This window comes from Pedobacter sp. A2324, assembly GCF_059693705.1.
Genome location: NZ_JCASSK010000009.1, coordinates 19,940 through 33,246 on the forward strand (window position 1 = coordinate 19,940; position 13,307 = coordinate 33,246).

Annotated in this window: 10 protein-coding genes and 1 tRNA gene; 6 read left to right on the forward strand and 5 right to left on the reverse strand. The window is 40.0% G+C overall.

What is annotated here, in order from left to right; all coding sequences use genetic code 11:
• Positions 1-17: 17 nt before the first annotated feature.
• A complete protein-coding gene (locus AC570I_RS21460) occupies positions 18-491 on the reverse strand; it encodes a hypothetical protein (RefSeq protein ID WP_156166827.1) in 474 nt (157 codons plus the stop codon).
• 149 nt (positions 492-640) lie between these two features.
• Positions 641-1,759, reverse strand: coding sequence for an acyltransferase family protein (locus AC570I_RS21465; protein ID WP_497407126.1), 1,119 nt, complete (start codon positions 1,757-1,759; stop codon positions 641-643).
• Between the two features lie 238 nt (positions 1,760-1,997).
• Here AC570I_RS21465 and AC570I_RS21470 point away from each other — a divergent pair, with 238 nt between their 5' ends.
• The gene (locus tag AC570I_RS21470; RefSeq protein ID WP_497407127.1) at positions 1,998-2,426 is read left to right on the forward strand and encodes an EamA family transporter; all 429 of its coding nucleotides are present in this window, start codon (positions 1,998-2,000) and stop codon (positions 2,424-2,426) included.
• 298 nt (positions 2,427-2,724) lie between these two features.
• Here the strand turns inward: AC570I_RS21470 and AC570I_RS21475 are convergent.
• Positions 2,725-2,801, reverse strand: a tRNA-Met gene (locus tag AC570I_RS21475).
• A gap of 138 nt (positions 2,802-2,939) precedes the next feature.
• Between AC570I_RS21475 and AC570I_RS21480 the strand changes: the two genes are divergently transcribed.
• From AC570I_RS21480 to AC570I_RS21490, 3 genes are all read left to right on the forward strand, one after another.
• Positions 2,940-3,320 (forward strand): START-like domain-containing protein, encoded by a 381-nt coding sequence (locus AC570I_RS21480; RefSeq protein ID WP_047801373.1) that lies wholly within the window; start codon positions 2,940-2,942, stop codon positions 3,318-3,320.
• Between the two features lie 30 nt (positions 3,321-3,350).
• Positions 3,351-4,775, forward strand: a complete 1,425-nt coding sequence (locus AC570I_RS21485; RefSeq protein WP_047801372.1) for an LptF/LptG family permease — start codon at positions 3,351-3,353, stop codon at positions 4,773-4,775.
• 129 nt (positions 4,776-4,904) lie between these two features.
• Positions 4,905-6,116 (forward strand): bifunctional 3,4-dihydroxy-2-butanone-4-phosphate synthase/GTP cyclohydrolase II, encoded by a 1,212-nt coding sequence (locus AC570I_RS21490; protein WP_047801371.1) that lies wholly within the window; start codon positions 4,905-4,907, stop codon positions 6,114-6,116.
• A 96-nt stretch (positions 6,117-6,212) separates the two neighbouring features.
• On the opposite strand, the gene AC570I_RS21495 is transcribed toward AC570I_RS21490, so the two are convergent.
• The gene (locus AC570I_RS21495) at positions 6,213-10,604 is read right to left on the reverse strand and encodes a translocation/assembly module TamB domain-containing protein (protein ID WP_497407128.1); all 4,392 of its coding nucleotides are present in this window, start codon (positions 10,602-10,604) and stop codon (positions 6,213-6,215) included.
• Positions 10,605-10,721: 117 nt separating this feature from the next.
• Here AC570I_RS21495 and tsaD point away from each other — a divergent pair, with 117 nt between their 5' ends.
• Together tsaD and AC570I_RS21505 are read left to right on the forward strand one after the other, a co-directional pair.
• Positions 10,722-11,723 carry a tRNA (adenosine(37)-N6)-threonylcarbamoyltransferase complex transferase subunit TsaD gene (tsaD, locus tag AC570I_RS21500; RefSeq protein ID WP_497407129.1) on the forward strand — a complete coding sequence of 334 codons (1,002 nt, stop codon included), beginning with the start codon at positions 10,722-10,724 and terminating at the stop codon, positions 11,721-11,723.
• Between the two features lie 23 nt (positions 11,724-11,746).
• Positions 11,747-11,944, forward strand: a complete 198-nt coding sequence (locus AC570I_RS21505; protein ID WP_497407130.1) for a hypothetical protein — start codon at positions 11,747-11,749, stop codon at positions 11,942-11,944.
• Positions 11,945-12,025: 81 nt separating this feature from the next.
• Here the strand turns inward: AC570I_RS21505 and AC570I_RS21510 are convergent, their stop codons facing one another.
• On the reverse strand, positions 12,026-13,300 hold the full coding sequence (locus AC570I_RS21510) for an NUMOD4 domain-containing protein (protein WP_047801367.1): 1,275 nt from the start codon (positions 13,298-13,300) through the stop codon (positions 12,026-12,028).
• Positions 13,301-13,307 lie beyond the last annotated feature (7 nt).

The window sequence follows — 13,307 nt, forward strand, 5'->3', positions numbered from 1 at the left end:
AACAGAGACTTGAATGATTATAACATATTAATGATTGCCCGATAAGACGTACTTCGTTTTAATAGCTTACCCTGACAGTAAGCCTGAACTTCAAAACGGATTTTATGTACTTTATTTTTTTCCAGATTCAGGCTGCAATAAGGAATGAAAATAAACGGATCTCCTTCATTACTCAATTGTAGCGCCTGATCTTCCATGCATTGCATCACACTATTACCTTCGCGATAAAGTTTAACCTTCAAAATCACCTCTTTTCCACATCTGTTATCTATTTTAAACTTAGGATAGATCATCATTCCCTTAGAGTTCTCGTAAAGCTCATTATGCTCAATTTTAGCAGTAATTTTCTCCGCAATAACTGGCATTATCTCCTCATTTACATCGCTTAATGCGGTAGCAATCTCAAGGTTAGAATTTGAGGCATTCTGTTTGCTTTGTGCAAAAACAGATATGCTCATCACTAGAAAGAAGAGCGTAAAAATCGTTTTCATTAATTAAAGTAACAGATTTTTAACGACAAAGTTTTGACCATTTTGTTCAATAGCCCTAAAGGGCTATCGCTAGTTCAGGCTCTGGCTTCAATTATTATAGCCGAAATACATTCTTTCTGTATGCTCTTAACTCATTAAACATTAACCACTTAACCTAATTTTTTTTTTCTTAACCATTTACGAACAGGCTGATCATACCATTTCAATGTGACATAGGCCAGAATAATCGATCCGGTTAAAATGAGCAAGGCATAAGGCCAGGCTTGTACAATTGTTGTGCCTTTATGGTTGCTGATCCACGCAACATAAAAATATACCAGCGGATAATGCACCAGATAGAGCGGATAAGATATATCCCCTAAAAATTTACAAATTCTTTTCTCCGCATTACCTTTAATGATTCCGCTGGCACCAAGGTATACAATCAGTGGGAAAATAAAAATGATACATACGGATTCGTAAATCCCGTTCATCCAGAGATGTTCCCCGCCACCAATACGCGGCATATATAACACAATTGCAATTAAAACGCTACACCACAAAAATGCATTTTTAATCCGTGTTGGCTTTGCCACACGCGAAAGCAACAAACCAGCAAAGAATGGGTAAATCGTGCGGACTATGCCCACCTTCACCTGCTCCACATTCAATGTCCAGCCGCCACTAACATCGCCATTGGTAATAGCCAGGTAAGCCAGCGCAATCGCAGCAATGACAACTAATATACTTAATGCATTTTTAGAAAACTTCCTGATCCAGACAGCATACAGGATATTGGCAATATATTCGAAAAAAAGCGACCAGCCCACACTGTTCAGCGGATGCATCTCTTGCCAGCCACGGATATCCAGCGACAATGGAACTGGAAGTATGGTATAGCCTATCAATAGCACCAATAGCATTTTCCATAAAGGTATGGTATGAATAAGTGGCCATATTGTAGAATCCGTAAAATAGAATCCGATTGCACCTAGAGTCATACCTAAAATCACCATAGGTTGAAGACGCTCTAAACGGCGTTTCATGAAATCCCCAAAGGTCATTTTAGGCCACTTGTCATCATAGGCATAGCCCATTACAAACCCAGATAGTAAAAAGAAAAAATCTACCGCCAGGTAGCCGTGATTGACCAGGATATCCAGATGTCCGGTTCCAAGTGGTTCTGTGAGGTGAAAGGTGACAACGATGATGGCTGCGATGCCACGAAGGCCATCTAATATCGGGTAGTGCGGTTTGGTGATTAGTTCAGTGTTCAAACTGGTTCTCATAGGAAGCGGTAAAAACTGCAATTTGTAAAAAATATTTAAGATTTCAGTTTTGGTATTTTGGTTTAGTGATTTTTATATAGGGCGTATAAACCAGAATGGAATATCCTTGAACGTAATGATTCAATTCCCGTATTTTATTTCAACTGGCTTATCCGGAACATCAATAATGATGCTGGTCTGTCAGTAATGTTACAATCCATTGTTCCGCTTTGTTGTTCATTAGTCAAAAAGAAATATTATGTGGATTATATGGGCGGTACTAGCCGCAGTTTCGGCGGCGGTGGTCATTGTGCTCACTAAGGCAGGACTGAAAAATGTTGACCCTAGTTTAGCCTTTGCCATTCAGGCGGTACTGATATTGTTGATTACCTGGGGTGTGGTGCTTTACCAGGGGAATTTTGCTTCCTGGAAAGCAATTGAAAAAAACGCGTGGATTTTTCTGATTGCTGCAGGTATTTTTACTTCGCTCTCAACGCTATTCTCTTATAAGGCATTGTCTATGGGACCAGCATCTTACGTGGCTACGGTCGAACGGATGTCTCTTGTTATCGCCATTGTGCTCTCTGTTATTTTTTTAAAGGAGAAATTAACCTGGCAGATTGTAATAGGAGGAACAGTGATGTTGGCGGGAGCCATACTGATCGCTCTGTCCGACCAGGGTGAATAACCCTTTCTGTCCAGCGTCTCTCTTCTTGCATGGGGGTTATGAGAACTATAGTTAAAATACCTTTAAGCTGTCAGCCTTTATTCAACGGCCCGAACTGCGTGAATGATAATCACCTCCGAAATCTCGATACCCGGCGCGTCGACTTCGCTGATGAAAATATCACGCTTGCATACTCTAATTTCTTTAAGTGAGCTTAGCGGATTCCAAGAGTAGCTATGAGTTTCAGTACTTCGAATTTTAAGCCTTTTTTAAGGTAAAAAAAATGGGCAAACCAAACAGAAATTTGATTTGCCCACTATGGTAGCGGGGAGCAGGATCGAACTGCCGACCTCAGGGTTATGAATCCTGCGCTCTAACCATCTGAGCTACCCCGCCGGGTAAAAAATATTTGCTATATTATCAAATATTTTAGGTGGTTATTTTTTGGAGTTGCAAATATAGAATAATTTACCTTTCTTTAGAAAAATAAAATAAAAAAAATTAAGTCCGGATTTATTCTGGTAATGAATTAACATGGCAGATAAGAAAAAATTTACGCTAGAGTACGAGGTTAAATCGTCACCAAGAATATTGTATAGTTTTATTAGTGAGCCTAATGGCCTGTCGCAATGGTTTGCCGATGATGTTATTTTCCGCGATCAGGTTTTTACTTTTACCTGGGATGACGAGCAGCTAAAAGCCAAGCTGGTTTCTATAAAAGAAAACAAATTAGTAAAGTTTAAATGGCTTGACGACGAACCTCAATGCTATTTTGAGATGGAAATTGTTCAAGACGAACTTACCAATGATGTGGCGCTCTCCATTACCGATTTTACAACAGACGACCTTCTGGCAGAAAAAAAATTGATATGGGACAACCAGATCGATTACCTTATTAGCGTTTTAGGTGCATAATAATAGCTGCGCAATGTTTACCTTTGTAAGGTGAAAAAAATACATCTTCTCTTAATAAAAGCATTCATCAGACCCTTCATTGCCACATTCTTTGTGATGATGTTCATTCTTTTGATGTTTTTTTTATTTAAGTGGATAGATGACCTGATTGGTAAAGGCTTCGAATGGTACACCATTTTAGAGCTGATGTATTACGCTTCTGCAGCCAATGTTTCCATGGCCTTGCCACTATCTGTACTCTTGTCTTCAATCATGACTTTCGGTACCCTTGGCGAAAACTACGAGTTGGTAGCCATCAAATCAGCAGGGATATCTTTACAGCGTGCAATGAGGCCGTTGCTGGTTGTGATTTTGATGCTCACCATTGCTTCCTTTCTGTTCTCCAATTACATGTTGCCCAAGGCCAATTTAAAGTTTGGCTCCTTGCTTTACGATATACGAAACAAAAAACTTTCTTTTCTGATCAAACCTGGCGTATTCAACAATGCAATCCCCGGCTATGCCATTCGTGTAGACAGTAAAGATGAGGATGGAATGCTACATGGCATTATGATTTATGATCATAAGGATAACAATGGTATCCCGAAGGTTATTTTAGCGAAAGAAGGTAAAATGGAGAAAACTGCCGACGGAAAATCGCTTATCCTCAGACTTAAAAACGGCGTCCAGTATGAGGAACAAGCCAAAAATAACGGCATGTATAATCCCCGTCAGGTATTTTCACGGAGAAGGTTTAAGGAAACAGCACCAGAGTTCGATATGTCTTCCTTTGATGGAAACACAACCGATCCGAATGCTTTCGGAAACAGTACCCCAATGCTTAACCTAAAAGGGCTGGTTAAGAAAAGAGATTCATTGAAGCGTCAGCTGGATACCCTTCAAATCAATACCATTGCCAGTTTCACGGGTAATTTTAAGCAGTTTAACACAACCAAAGGCTACACAAAGTACAAAACCGCCCCTAAAAAAATAGACGATGTTATTCTGAAAGACATACCGAACGGATCGAGGAAACAGAGTCTGGAGAATGCAACCAACGTGGTGGCAGGTATTATGCAGCATGTGCCGAACTGGGCGCCGCGTCAGAATGATTTAACAGGCGAATGGATATTTACGAAGGTTGAATATCAACGTAAGTTTACGCTTGCCGCTTCATGTATCCTTTTATTCTTTATCGGAGCGCCATTAGGTGCAATTATCCGCAAAGGTGGAATGGGTCTTCCCGTGGTAATGGCGATTTCTTTTTTCCTGGTTTACCATATCATCACCACCGTGGCAGAGAAAACTGCCCGAGAAGGAAACCTGAATCCCATTTTTGGTATGTGGATAGCCGTGATTGTACTGTCTCCGCTGGCAGCCTTTCTAACCTACAAGGCCACAGTAGATTCTGCCCTGTTCGACGTCAATGCGTACAAGGTGTTCTTCGCTAAATTTTTTAAGAAGAAGGAGAAATAAGTTCCCGCTACATTTACTTCCAGATGATTATTTTAATCATTAGAATGCTCAATAAGGTTGTACCTTTGTGCAAGCAAACATCAATGCTTCTAGGCTTTTGAGGGCTTGCGACATTATGCTTTAATAACAATGCAAACAAAATTAAATACAATAGAAGAAGCCATCGCCGACATTAAAGCCGGAAAAGTAATCATTGTTGTAGATGACGAAAATAGAGAAAATGAAGGCGATTTCTTAACAGCAGCCGAAAATGCTACGCCAGAAGTAATCAACTTTATGGCTACTTATGGCAGAGGCTTGATTTGCGCACCACTTACTGAAGAGCGTTGCAAAGAATTGAATCTTAACCTGATGGTGGGAAAAAATACAGCAGCATATGAAACCAATTTCACCGTCTCGGTAGATTTGGTTGGTCATGGTTGTACAACTGGTATATCAGCCAGCGATCGTTCTAAAACGATGTTGGCTTTGGTAAATCCTAAAACCGATCCGGAAGAACTGGGCAGACCAGGTCACATTTTTCCTTTGATTGCCAAAGACGGTGGAGTAATTCGCCGTGCAGGTCATACAGAAGCCGCCGTAGATTTAGCACGTCTTGCCGGTATGAAACCTGCTGGTTTGTTGGTAGAGATTTTAAAAGAAGATGGCGAAATGGCTCGTTTACCTGACCTCTTTAAAATTGCCGAACAACACCAGTTAAAAATTATTTCTATTGAAGATTTAATTGCTTACCGTTTAAAAATCGATAGTTTAATTAAACAGGAAGTAACAATTGATTTGCCAACAGCCTGGGGTGATTTCAAAATGACTGCCTACACGCAGTTGGATAACAATGCAACACACCTGGCCATATCTAAAGGTACCTGGAATCAGGATGAGCCGATTTTAGCCCGCGTACACAGCTCATGTGTAACCGGCGATATATTCGGTTCCTGCCGCTGCGATTGTGGCCCTCAGCTGCACAAAGCGCTTGAAATGATTGAGAAAGAAGGCAAAGGTCTTGTAGTGTACATGAATCAGGAAGGAAGAGGAATTGGATTAATCAATAAACTCCGCTCATACAATCTTCAGGATGCCGGTTTTGATACCGTTGAAGCAAATATCAAACTGGGTTTTAAAGGAGATGAACGCGACTATGGAGTAGGCGCACAAATATTGAGATCTGAAGGTGTAACGAAAATGCGCCTGATGACCAACAACCCTACTAAAAGAGCTGGACTAATAGGCTATGGCCTGGAAGTGGTCGAAAACATCCCGATTGAAATTGCAAGCAATAAACATAACGAACGTTATCTGGCCACTAAGCGTGATAAAATGGGACATTCCATCATGAAAGGATAGTCACTTAGTCAGAAAGTTCTGAAAAGAGAAAAGGGTCGTCAATTTAATTGATGACCCTTGTTTTATAACCTGGTTTTGCGATCCTGAATCAGCTAATTATCTTCTCGGATTATTCTTATTCTCATTTATGATGGCTTCTTTATTGATCGATTTGTTGGTTTTTACCGGTGCCTGATCTTGCCTGCGCTTCAAGCTTCTGCGGTAAGAACCGGAAATCTTTTGAATGAACTCCTTAAAAGTATCAAACTGCTGTGTGTAAACTAATCCAAAAGAAGTAACATTTCTGGCCTGATCAATGCCCGGGTTCGCAAACACACTTTGTATGGTAGGAGGCTTATTCGCAATTTTACTGGTCAGACTACCATCCTTTCTGATCAGAAACACTGCTTCAACCTCACCGCCCACATTACTTTTGGAGAAGTCCAGCGAGAGATCGCTCAGACTATTGCGATCTACAATACCGGCATTGATAATTAACCTGTCGTTGAATAGTTTTACCGATGCACTTGCTTCGCTCAGAGAACGAACGTTAAGGTCAACAAAATTTAAGTTTAATGATGATAATACATTGTTGAACTGGTTGAACACAAGTTCGGTAGCTGTACTGGCCGCTGTAGAGCTCAACTGGTTACCAATTGATTCTCCACCGTTGCCAGGTGCAAAGCTTCGTCTGATGATTAAACTAAAAGCCTGAAGGTTCAGATTATTCACATCACTGAAATAAGTTTGCAACTCTTCTTTAATAGCTGGTTGAGCAGGGAAGTTAATGTCCAGTTTAATATCTGGTTGTAAAAGTAAACCCGTAAGGCCCATTTCAACCTCTGTATTTACACGCTGGTTAGCATTACTACTGGCATCACGGTTGGCTGCCTTAAAAAGATCGCTTAGGTTGGCCCTTAATGCATAAACTGCTTTTAGGTTGATCTGAGCAGCAGTAGGGTTGCCTGTCCACCTGATCGTTCCGCCCTGTCTGATTTCGAATTTTTTATTGATCACTTCCTGAGCCGTGAAATCAAAACTTCCTGATTCAATAATGTAGTCGCCAGACATTTCAAAATCGCCCAGACTATTAATGTTCAGACTTAAGTCTGCATTTCCTTTTCCGCTTAAATTTCCTAAAGTGGTATAAATGTTGGCTGTAGTATTGGGATCAATGCTCAGCTTAAAGGTTAAGGTCAATCCATCAAAGTTCGTCGTCTTTTTAACCGTCGCAGCCGATGAGTCCCTGCTGATGAAATTAATGAAATCCTTATCTGATACCGTTTCTGAACTGTTTAACGGCAGATTGAAAACCGTACCTTTTTCTGTTTTGGCATTGATGTCAATTTTCATCTTGCTCGTTGGCCCGTTAAATTTGAATACACCTGTTCCATAAGCCTTCCCGTAATAAATCGAATTATCTTTCGCAGTTGTATTCAGCGCCATTAAATTGTCCGCTTTCAGACTTACATTTAGCGTAGGGTCATTAATGTCATTCAAATCAACCGTTCCGGATTCCACCATACCTTTATGGCCTTCAAGGTCACTTAATTCAAAGTCTTTAAGCGTAATGACACTATTGTCGACTTTTACCTCATTGCTGATCACGTAAGTCGTTTTGAGGTAGTTGACCATTAGTTCAGCCTTGTCCAGGGCAAGCGTTCCATTAATCTGTGGCTTATCAAAACTTCCTTTTACTGTCAGATCAGCCGATATATTCCCCTTTAAGTTTGATACCAGCTGCTTAACAAAAGGTTCAAGGATGGTAAGTTTACTTTCATTCATCCGTAAATTCAGGTCAATCTCCTTAGCTTTCAGATCAAGATTCCCGGTCAGCTTGAAAGTCTCGGAATTTTCTGTCACTACACGGGTGAAAATACTAACCTTATTGCTTTCACTATTGAAGGATGAAGTATCGGTAAGTGTACCGATATAGATATCGTTGAAATTCAGGGAATCTATTTTAATGTCGTCATTTACCCTCGGACCTTTTAATATGCCATATAGATTGGTTTCACCATTAACAGCCCCGCTCAGTTTCACGCCAAATCCTTTGGTAAAAGGGTTTAAAGTTTTCAGGTTAAAATCCGTAAAGCCAACCTTAATCAAGTCTTTCGGGTCGTTAGAGATCAGTCCATCAATGGTAAGCTGCTGTGAACCGTTCGTCAGGTCGAAATTGCTAATTTCCGTTTTACCATTATTAAGTACAATACGAACTTTTTCCTGAATCCGCCACTCCTCGCTGTTGATTTTCAAAATCGACGGAAGGATACTCAATCTTGCAGTCGTATCCTGGTTTTTAGTAAACTCAACCAATCCGTTTAAATCAAGCTGATTGGCCTCATCAGAATTCGACATCTTCACGTTGAAAGCCAGGCTGTCGTTCCGCAGGATGTTCGAAATGTTTACATCTTTGATAAACAGACTATCATTAAGTTGAACACGGTCTGATGTAACAATAAGTTGAAGTTGCTCAGGAGTAGTATTTTCATCAAGAATGATATTGTTTACCACGATGCCGTTATACTTCAGCGTCTTCACGTAACCATTTAAAGTAGCCTTATTATTTCTCGAATCGAAGTCGCCAATTAGGGTAGCACCATCGTCCAGGGTCAGTCCGGGTGATATCAGTTGCGCCAGGGCCTCAAATTTTTTGATCTTCAGATTAAATTGAAAAATCTGGTTTCTATACTTGATAATGTCAGCCTGTAGCGATGGGATATAGGTTTTGGCTATCGCTTTATAATAAGATACGATCGAATTGAGGTCGTATTCTCCAACTATACTGGCATCGAGTATATCCGATTTGATAACTAAATTCCTATTCACACCAGTACCGGCAGCCATTAATTGAACCGAATCTACATTGTAAGTGCCTTTGGGGTTTTTCAACGTAATCTCTTGAATGAGTAAATTCCCTTCAATATTGTTCAGATCGGTTCCCGAAAAATTAGTGGTAAATTTTGCATCAACCATTAATGAATCTTTCATCAGTTTCAAGGCTTTTAGTTTTGCCTTCGAAATGGTTGCATTAAAGTTAAATACAGGAAGTTTAGGATTTAGGTTTACCCCTCCGTCAAAAGCCAGTTTAATGTTCTTGTCATTGATGCTTAGCTTGCCATCAAAGTATTTCTTATCAAATGTACCATCGATTTTAACGTTACGGTAGCGATAACCATTAAAGTCAATATATGCGATGTCGCCATCAAGTTTTTCAGTCAGGTTTTTAAGCTCCGTTCCTCTTCCTTTTACATTTAATGATGAAGTGATACGGCCAAGACTACGCTCATCAATTAAATTACCGATATTGAAATCATAAGTTTTAACACTTCCGGTATAAGATGGCACATCATTTTTGTCGATCTTCATGTTAACATCCGAAACAATGCGACCCAATTTGGTTTTGAACTCCCCATAAGCGATAAAGTCATCCTGAAAACCGGTGAAATTACCGTTAAAGTTAATGTTGCCAAACTTATTGATAATTAGAGGAATGAGTTTCTTTTTGCTGTTGGTAATGCCTGCCAATACCTCGTCGAGATCTGTTTTATTGGTGCCTGCCATTTCTATTTTCAGGTCCATGAAAGTTTCCCGCCACTTCGGAAGCCCTTTTAAAATGAAATCTCCCTTAATATAGGTCGCTTTACCCGCTTTAACAGAAAGGTTTCTTGCCCTTAAATTATTTACCAGCCCTGTAATTTGTCCGTCAACATCTAAATCAAGTTTCATGTCCTTAAGCTCCGGAGCAAAAAATGCCACATCTCTTGAGCTAAGGTGGCTGTCTTTAAAAACAGCTTTCATTCTCACGTTATCAATGTAGTGGTTAAAATCGCGGTAGCCCTTAAACTTCATTTGATAATAGTTTGTCAAACGGCTTTGGTTCGTTTCCAGCAACAGGTTTTTCAATTCAATGGCATTGCTGTCAATAGTAGTCTCAGCGGTTAGGTTTTTCAGGTAAAAGCCGCTTTTCTCTTTTAAGGTCAGGTTTTTGATATTCGTTTTTAGCAGGTGGGTCTTCATATCAAGGCCCTCAAAAATCCCACTGAGCTCTTTTACACTAACATTATCAAAGTTGACAGCGCTACCTTGTGCGGTATCTTTTGCCGCAAAATTCTTATAGCGAAAAGCAAATTTATTCAGAATTAAACGCCCTAAACTAACATCAAATGGTTTGCTTTTCTTTTTCTTTACAGTAGGTTTACCCGAATCAAAATAATCGATGATGAAATCGAGGTTAGAAGACTTATCTTTGAAATCCTTTAGGAAAAATTGTCCATTGTTAATTTGAACAGTGCTGATGTCAATAATTTTCTTGTCGATGGATAGCTGATTGATATCGACCATGAATTTAGGAGTACTTAATAAAGTATCTTTTTGTAGGTCTAGTACAAGTAAGTCTTCAAGTACAACAGATTTAAAAGGCTTTATGTAAAGACTTTTGATAGAGACGGTTGTTTTAAGCTCTTTGGATAGATATGCAGCAGCCTTTTGCGCAAAAAAAGTTTGCACGGGCTTAAATTGTAGTGAGAAAATGATTAGCGCAAGCAGCAAAATTATTGATGCAATTACCCAAAGGAGTATTTTAAATAGTTTTTTAATAATTTTGCAGCTTAAATATTAAATAAATTGTCTGTCATACTTGCTATAGAGTCCTCTTGCGACGATACCTCGGTTGCCATATGTAACAACGGCAAAATTACGGCCAATGTTATTGCAAACCAAACAATTCATGAAAATTATGGAGGGGTAATCCCAGAACTGGCATCCAGAGTACATCAACAAAATATTGTACCTACGATAGCCCAGGCTTTGAAAAATGCTGAGGTTACAAAACAGGACATAAGTGCAGTAGCTTTTACACAGGGACCCGGACTGTTGGGCTCTCTGCTGGTAGGTGTATCATTCGCTAAATCTTTTGCCCTCGCCCTTGGCGTTCCGTTAATTTCTGTTAATCACATGCACGCCCATATTCTGGCGCACTTCATCGATGATCCTAAACCTGAATTTCCTTTCTTGTGTTTAACCGTATCCGGAGGACATACGCAAATTGTACTGGTACGCGACTATTTCGACATGGAAATTGTTGGCGAAACCCTTGATGATGCAGCCGGTGAAGCCTTTGATAAAACAGCAAAAATTCTGAAACTCCCATATCCTGGTGGTCCTTTAATCGATAAACATGCAAAGAACGGAAATCCTGTAGCATTTAAATTTGCAGAACCCCAGATTGCTGATCTGAATTTCAGTTTTAGCGGTTTCAAAACCTCTATCCTCTATTTCATCAGAAAACAAGAAGCTGAGAATCCTGATTTTATTGCCGAAAATTTAGACGATATTTGTGCTTCAGTGCAGCACAGCATCGTTCAGATTTTATTAAATAAACTGAAGAAAGCAGCTAAGCAGTACAACATTAAACATATTGCTATAGCGGGTGGGGTTTCAGCCAATTCCGGTTTGAGGAATAGTCTGCAGGAGCTTGCAGGCCAACTCGGTTGGGAAGTGTTTATCCCTGCTTTTCAGTACTGCACCGATAATGCTGGTATGATAGCCATTGCAGGCTATCAAAAGTTTTTAGCCAACGATTTTGTTGGCCACGAGATCGCGCCAAAAGCGAGAATGGAGTTTTAAATAATATTAGCAATTTTATATACATGACTGGAGCATCATTGATTTTTTGGGTTATTTGTGCCATTCCCCTCATCGGACTGTTATACTATCTGATTAGAAAAGATAAAAACAAGTTAAAAGGTACCTGGGGGGTAATTATTCTTGGAGGGCTTGTTATTGCCGCTTTACTGGTTGTAGTATACGTAACAAAAGATTTCAGTACCGTTTTCAGTCAGAATTAAATACCTTGCTACCATAATAAAATAGCCATTCCGAACAGGGGATGGCTATTTTATTTACTCATGTTAGCGGTTTGAATTTAACTAAAGCGCCTGCATTTGTTGAGGAGCCGTAGCGGTATTCCTTTGATTTTTTTGCTTCATGTAGCGTTGTAACAGCGAATGCTCAAAATGACTATGCTGCCTGAATGAATTGGGATTAAGCCTTAAAGCTTCGCCCTTCGCCCAAAGGTAGCCACCTGCGGTAATGCCATCGCCCTTTAATACAATATGAATGCTTTTCGAATCTACTTTAGTTTTACGACTTGCATCAGAAACGCCGGCGTATGTTCCTCTCCAGATCCCATCAAGATCATAACGGCTGATTTTGTTATGCTCTGAATACACCGAAGAATGTTTAAAACCTGGTAACTTTTCCAGTTGTTTAATATTGATGGTAGGCTTGGTGCTGTAGCGCCATATGAATCCCCCACAAGTGATGTTTCTTCCATTTAAACTTCCCGAAAGTTGATTGTAGTTGAGATTGAGCTTACTTTCAATCTCCTTGATGGTTCCAAATGTTGCAATCAGTTTTCCCTGTAAGCTATACTGGCCGATATTGTGGATATATTTGGAAAGGGGGGAGCCCCAGATACCTGTTGTTCCTGCAAATTCATTAATGTCAATTTCCTCATTGGCACCTCTTCTCCAGATATAGCTCTTATAAGTAAGTGGCTTTCCACGCGTTGCTTTGGAGAGCAGATTAGCGCTGCATCCGAAAACCTTAGCCGCCACTTCTGCATTGTGATAGGTTTCCAGTAGCTTTCCAGATAACGAATAACGACTGATCTGGTCTTTAGGATTCTCTGCACGCTTTGCATTGATCTTGGCCTGCATTACCAAACGGTCAGTCTGGCTCATGGTGGCGAAAACATTGCCTTTTCTTCCTGCCTCAGCCATGCGCTTCTGTTTAATTTCCTGGCCTCCCATGAACAGGTTTTCAGCCGTAGTATTCAGCGTGTCACCGTCAGTAGGGAAAATATAGGTGTTTTTGTCGGCAAGATCGAAAGGCTTAACAAAGGTATAGTATACTAAACGCGGAACACTGAAATTAATAATCTTTCCTGCCATACTCATAGATACCTGGAGGTAAATTCTGGTGTCACCAGTAAAGCTATTGTGGCTTTTATTTTGGGTTTGTTTAAGGATTCTTTCCGGAAACTTTCTTTTTACACCTAAACGGTTTTCCAGTTGTCGGGTCAGCGCTTTAATGCGCCCATGGTTTGATACTTGAAAATGTCCTTCAAGTCCGATAATATCTTTCCAATACTCGTTTTCTCTTGTATTTAATGAGAGGTCCGTATAAGCATGTAACTTCATAATAATT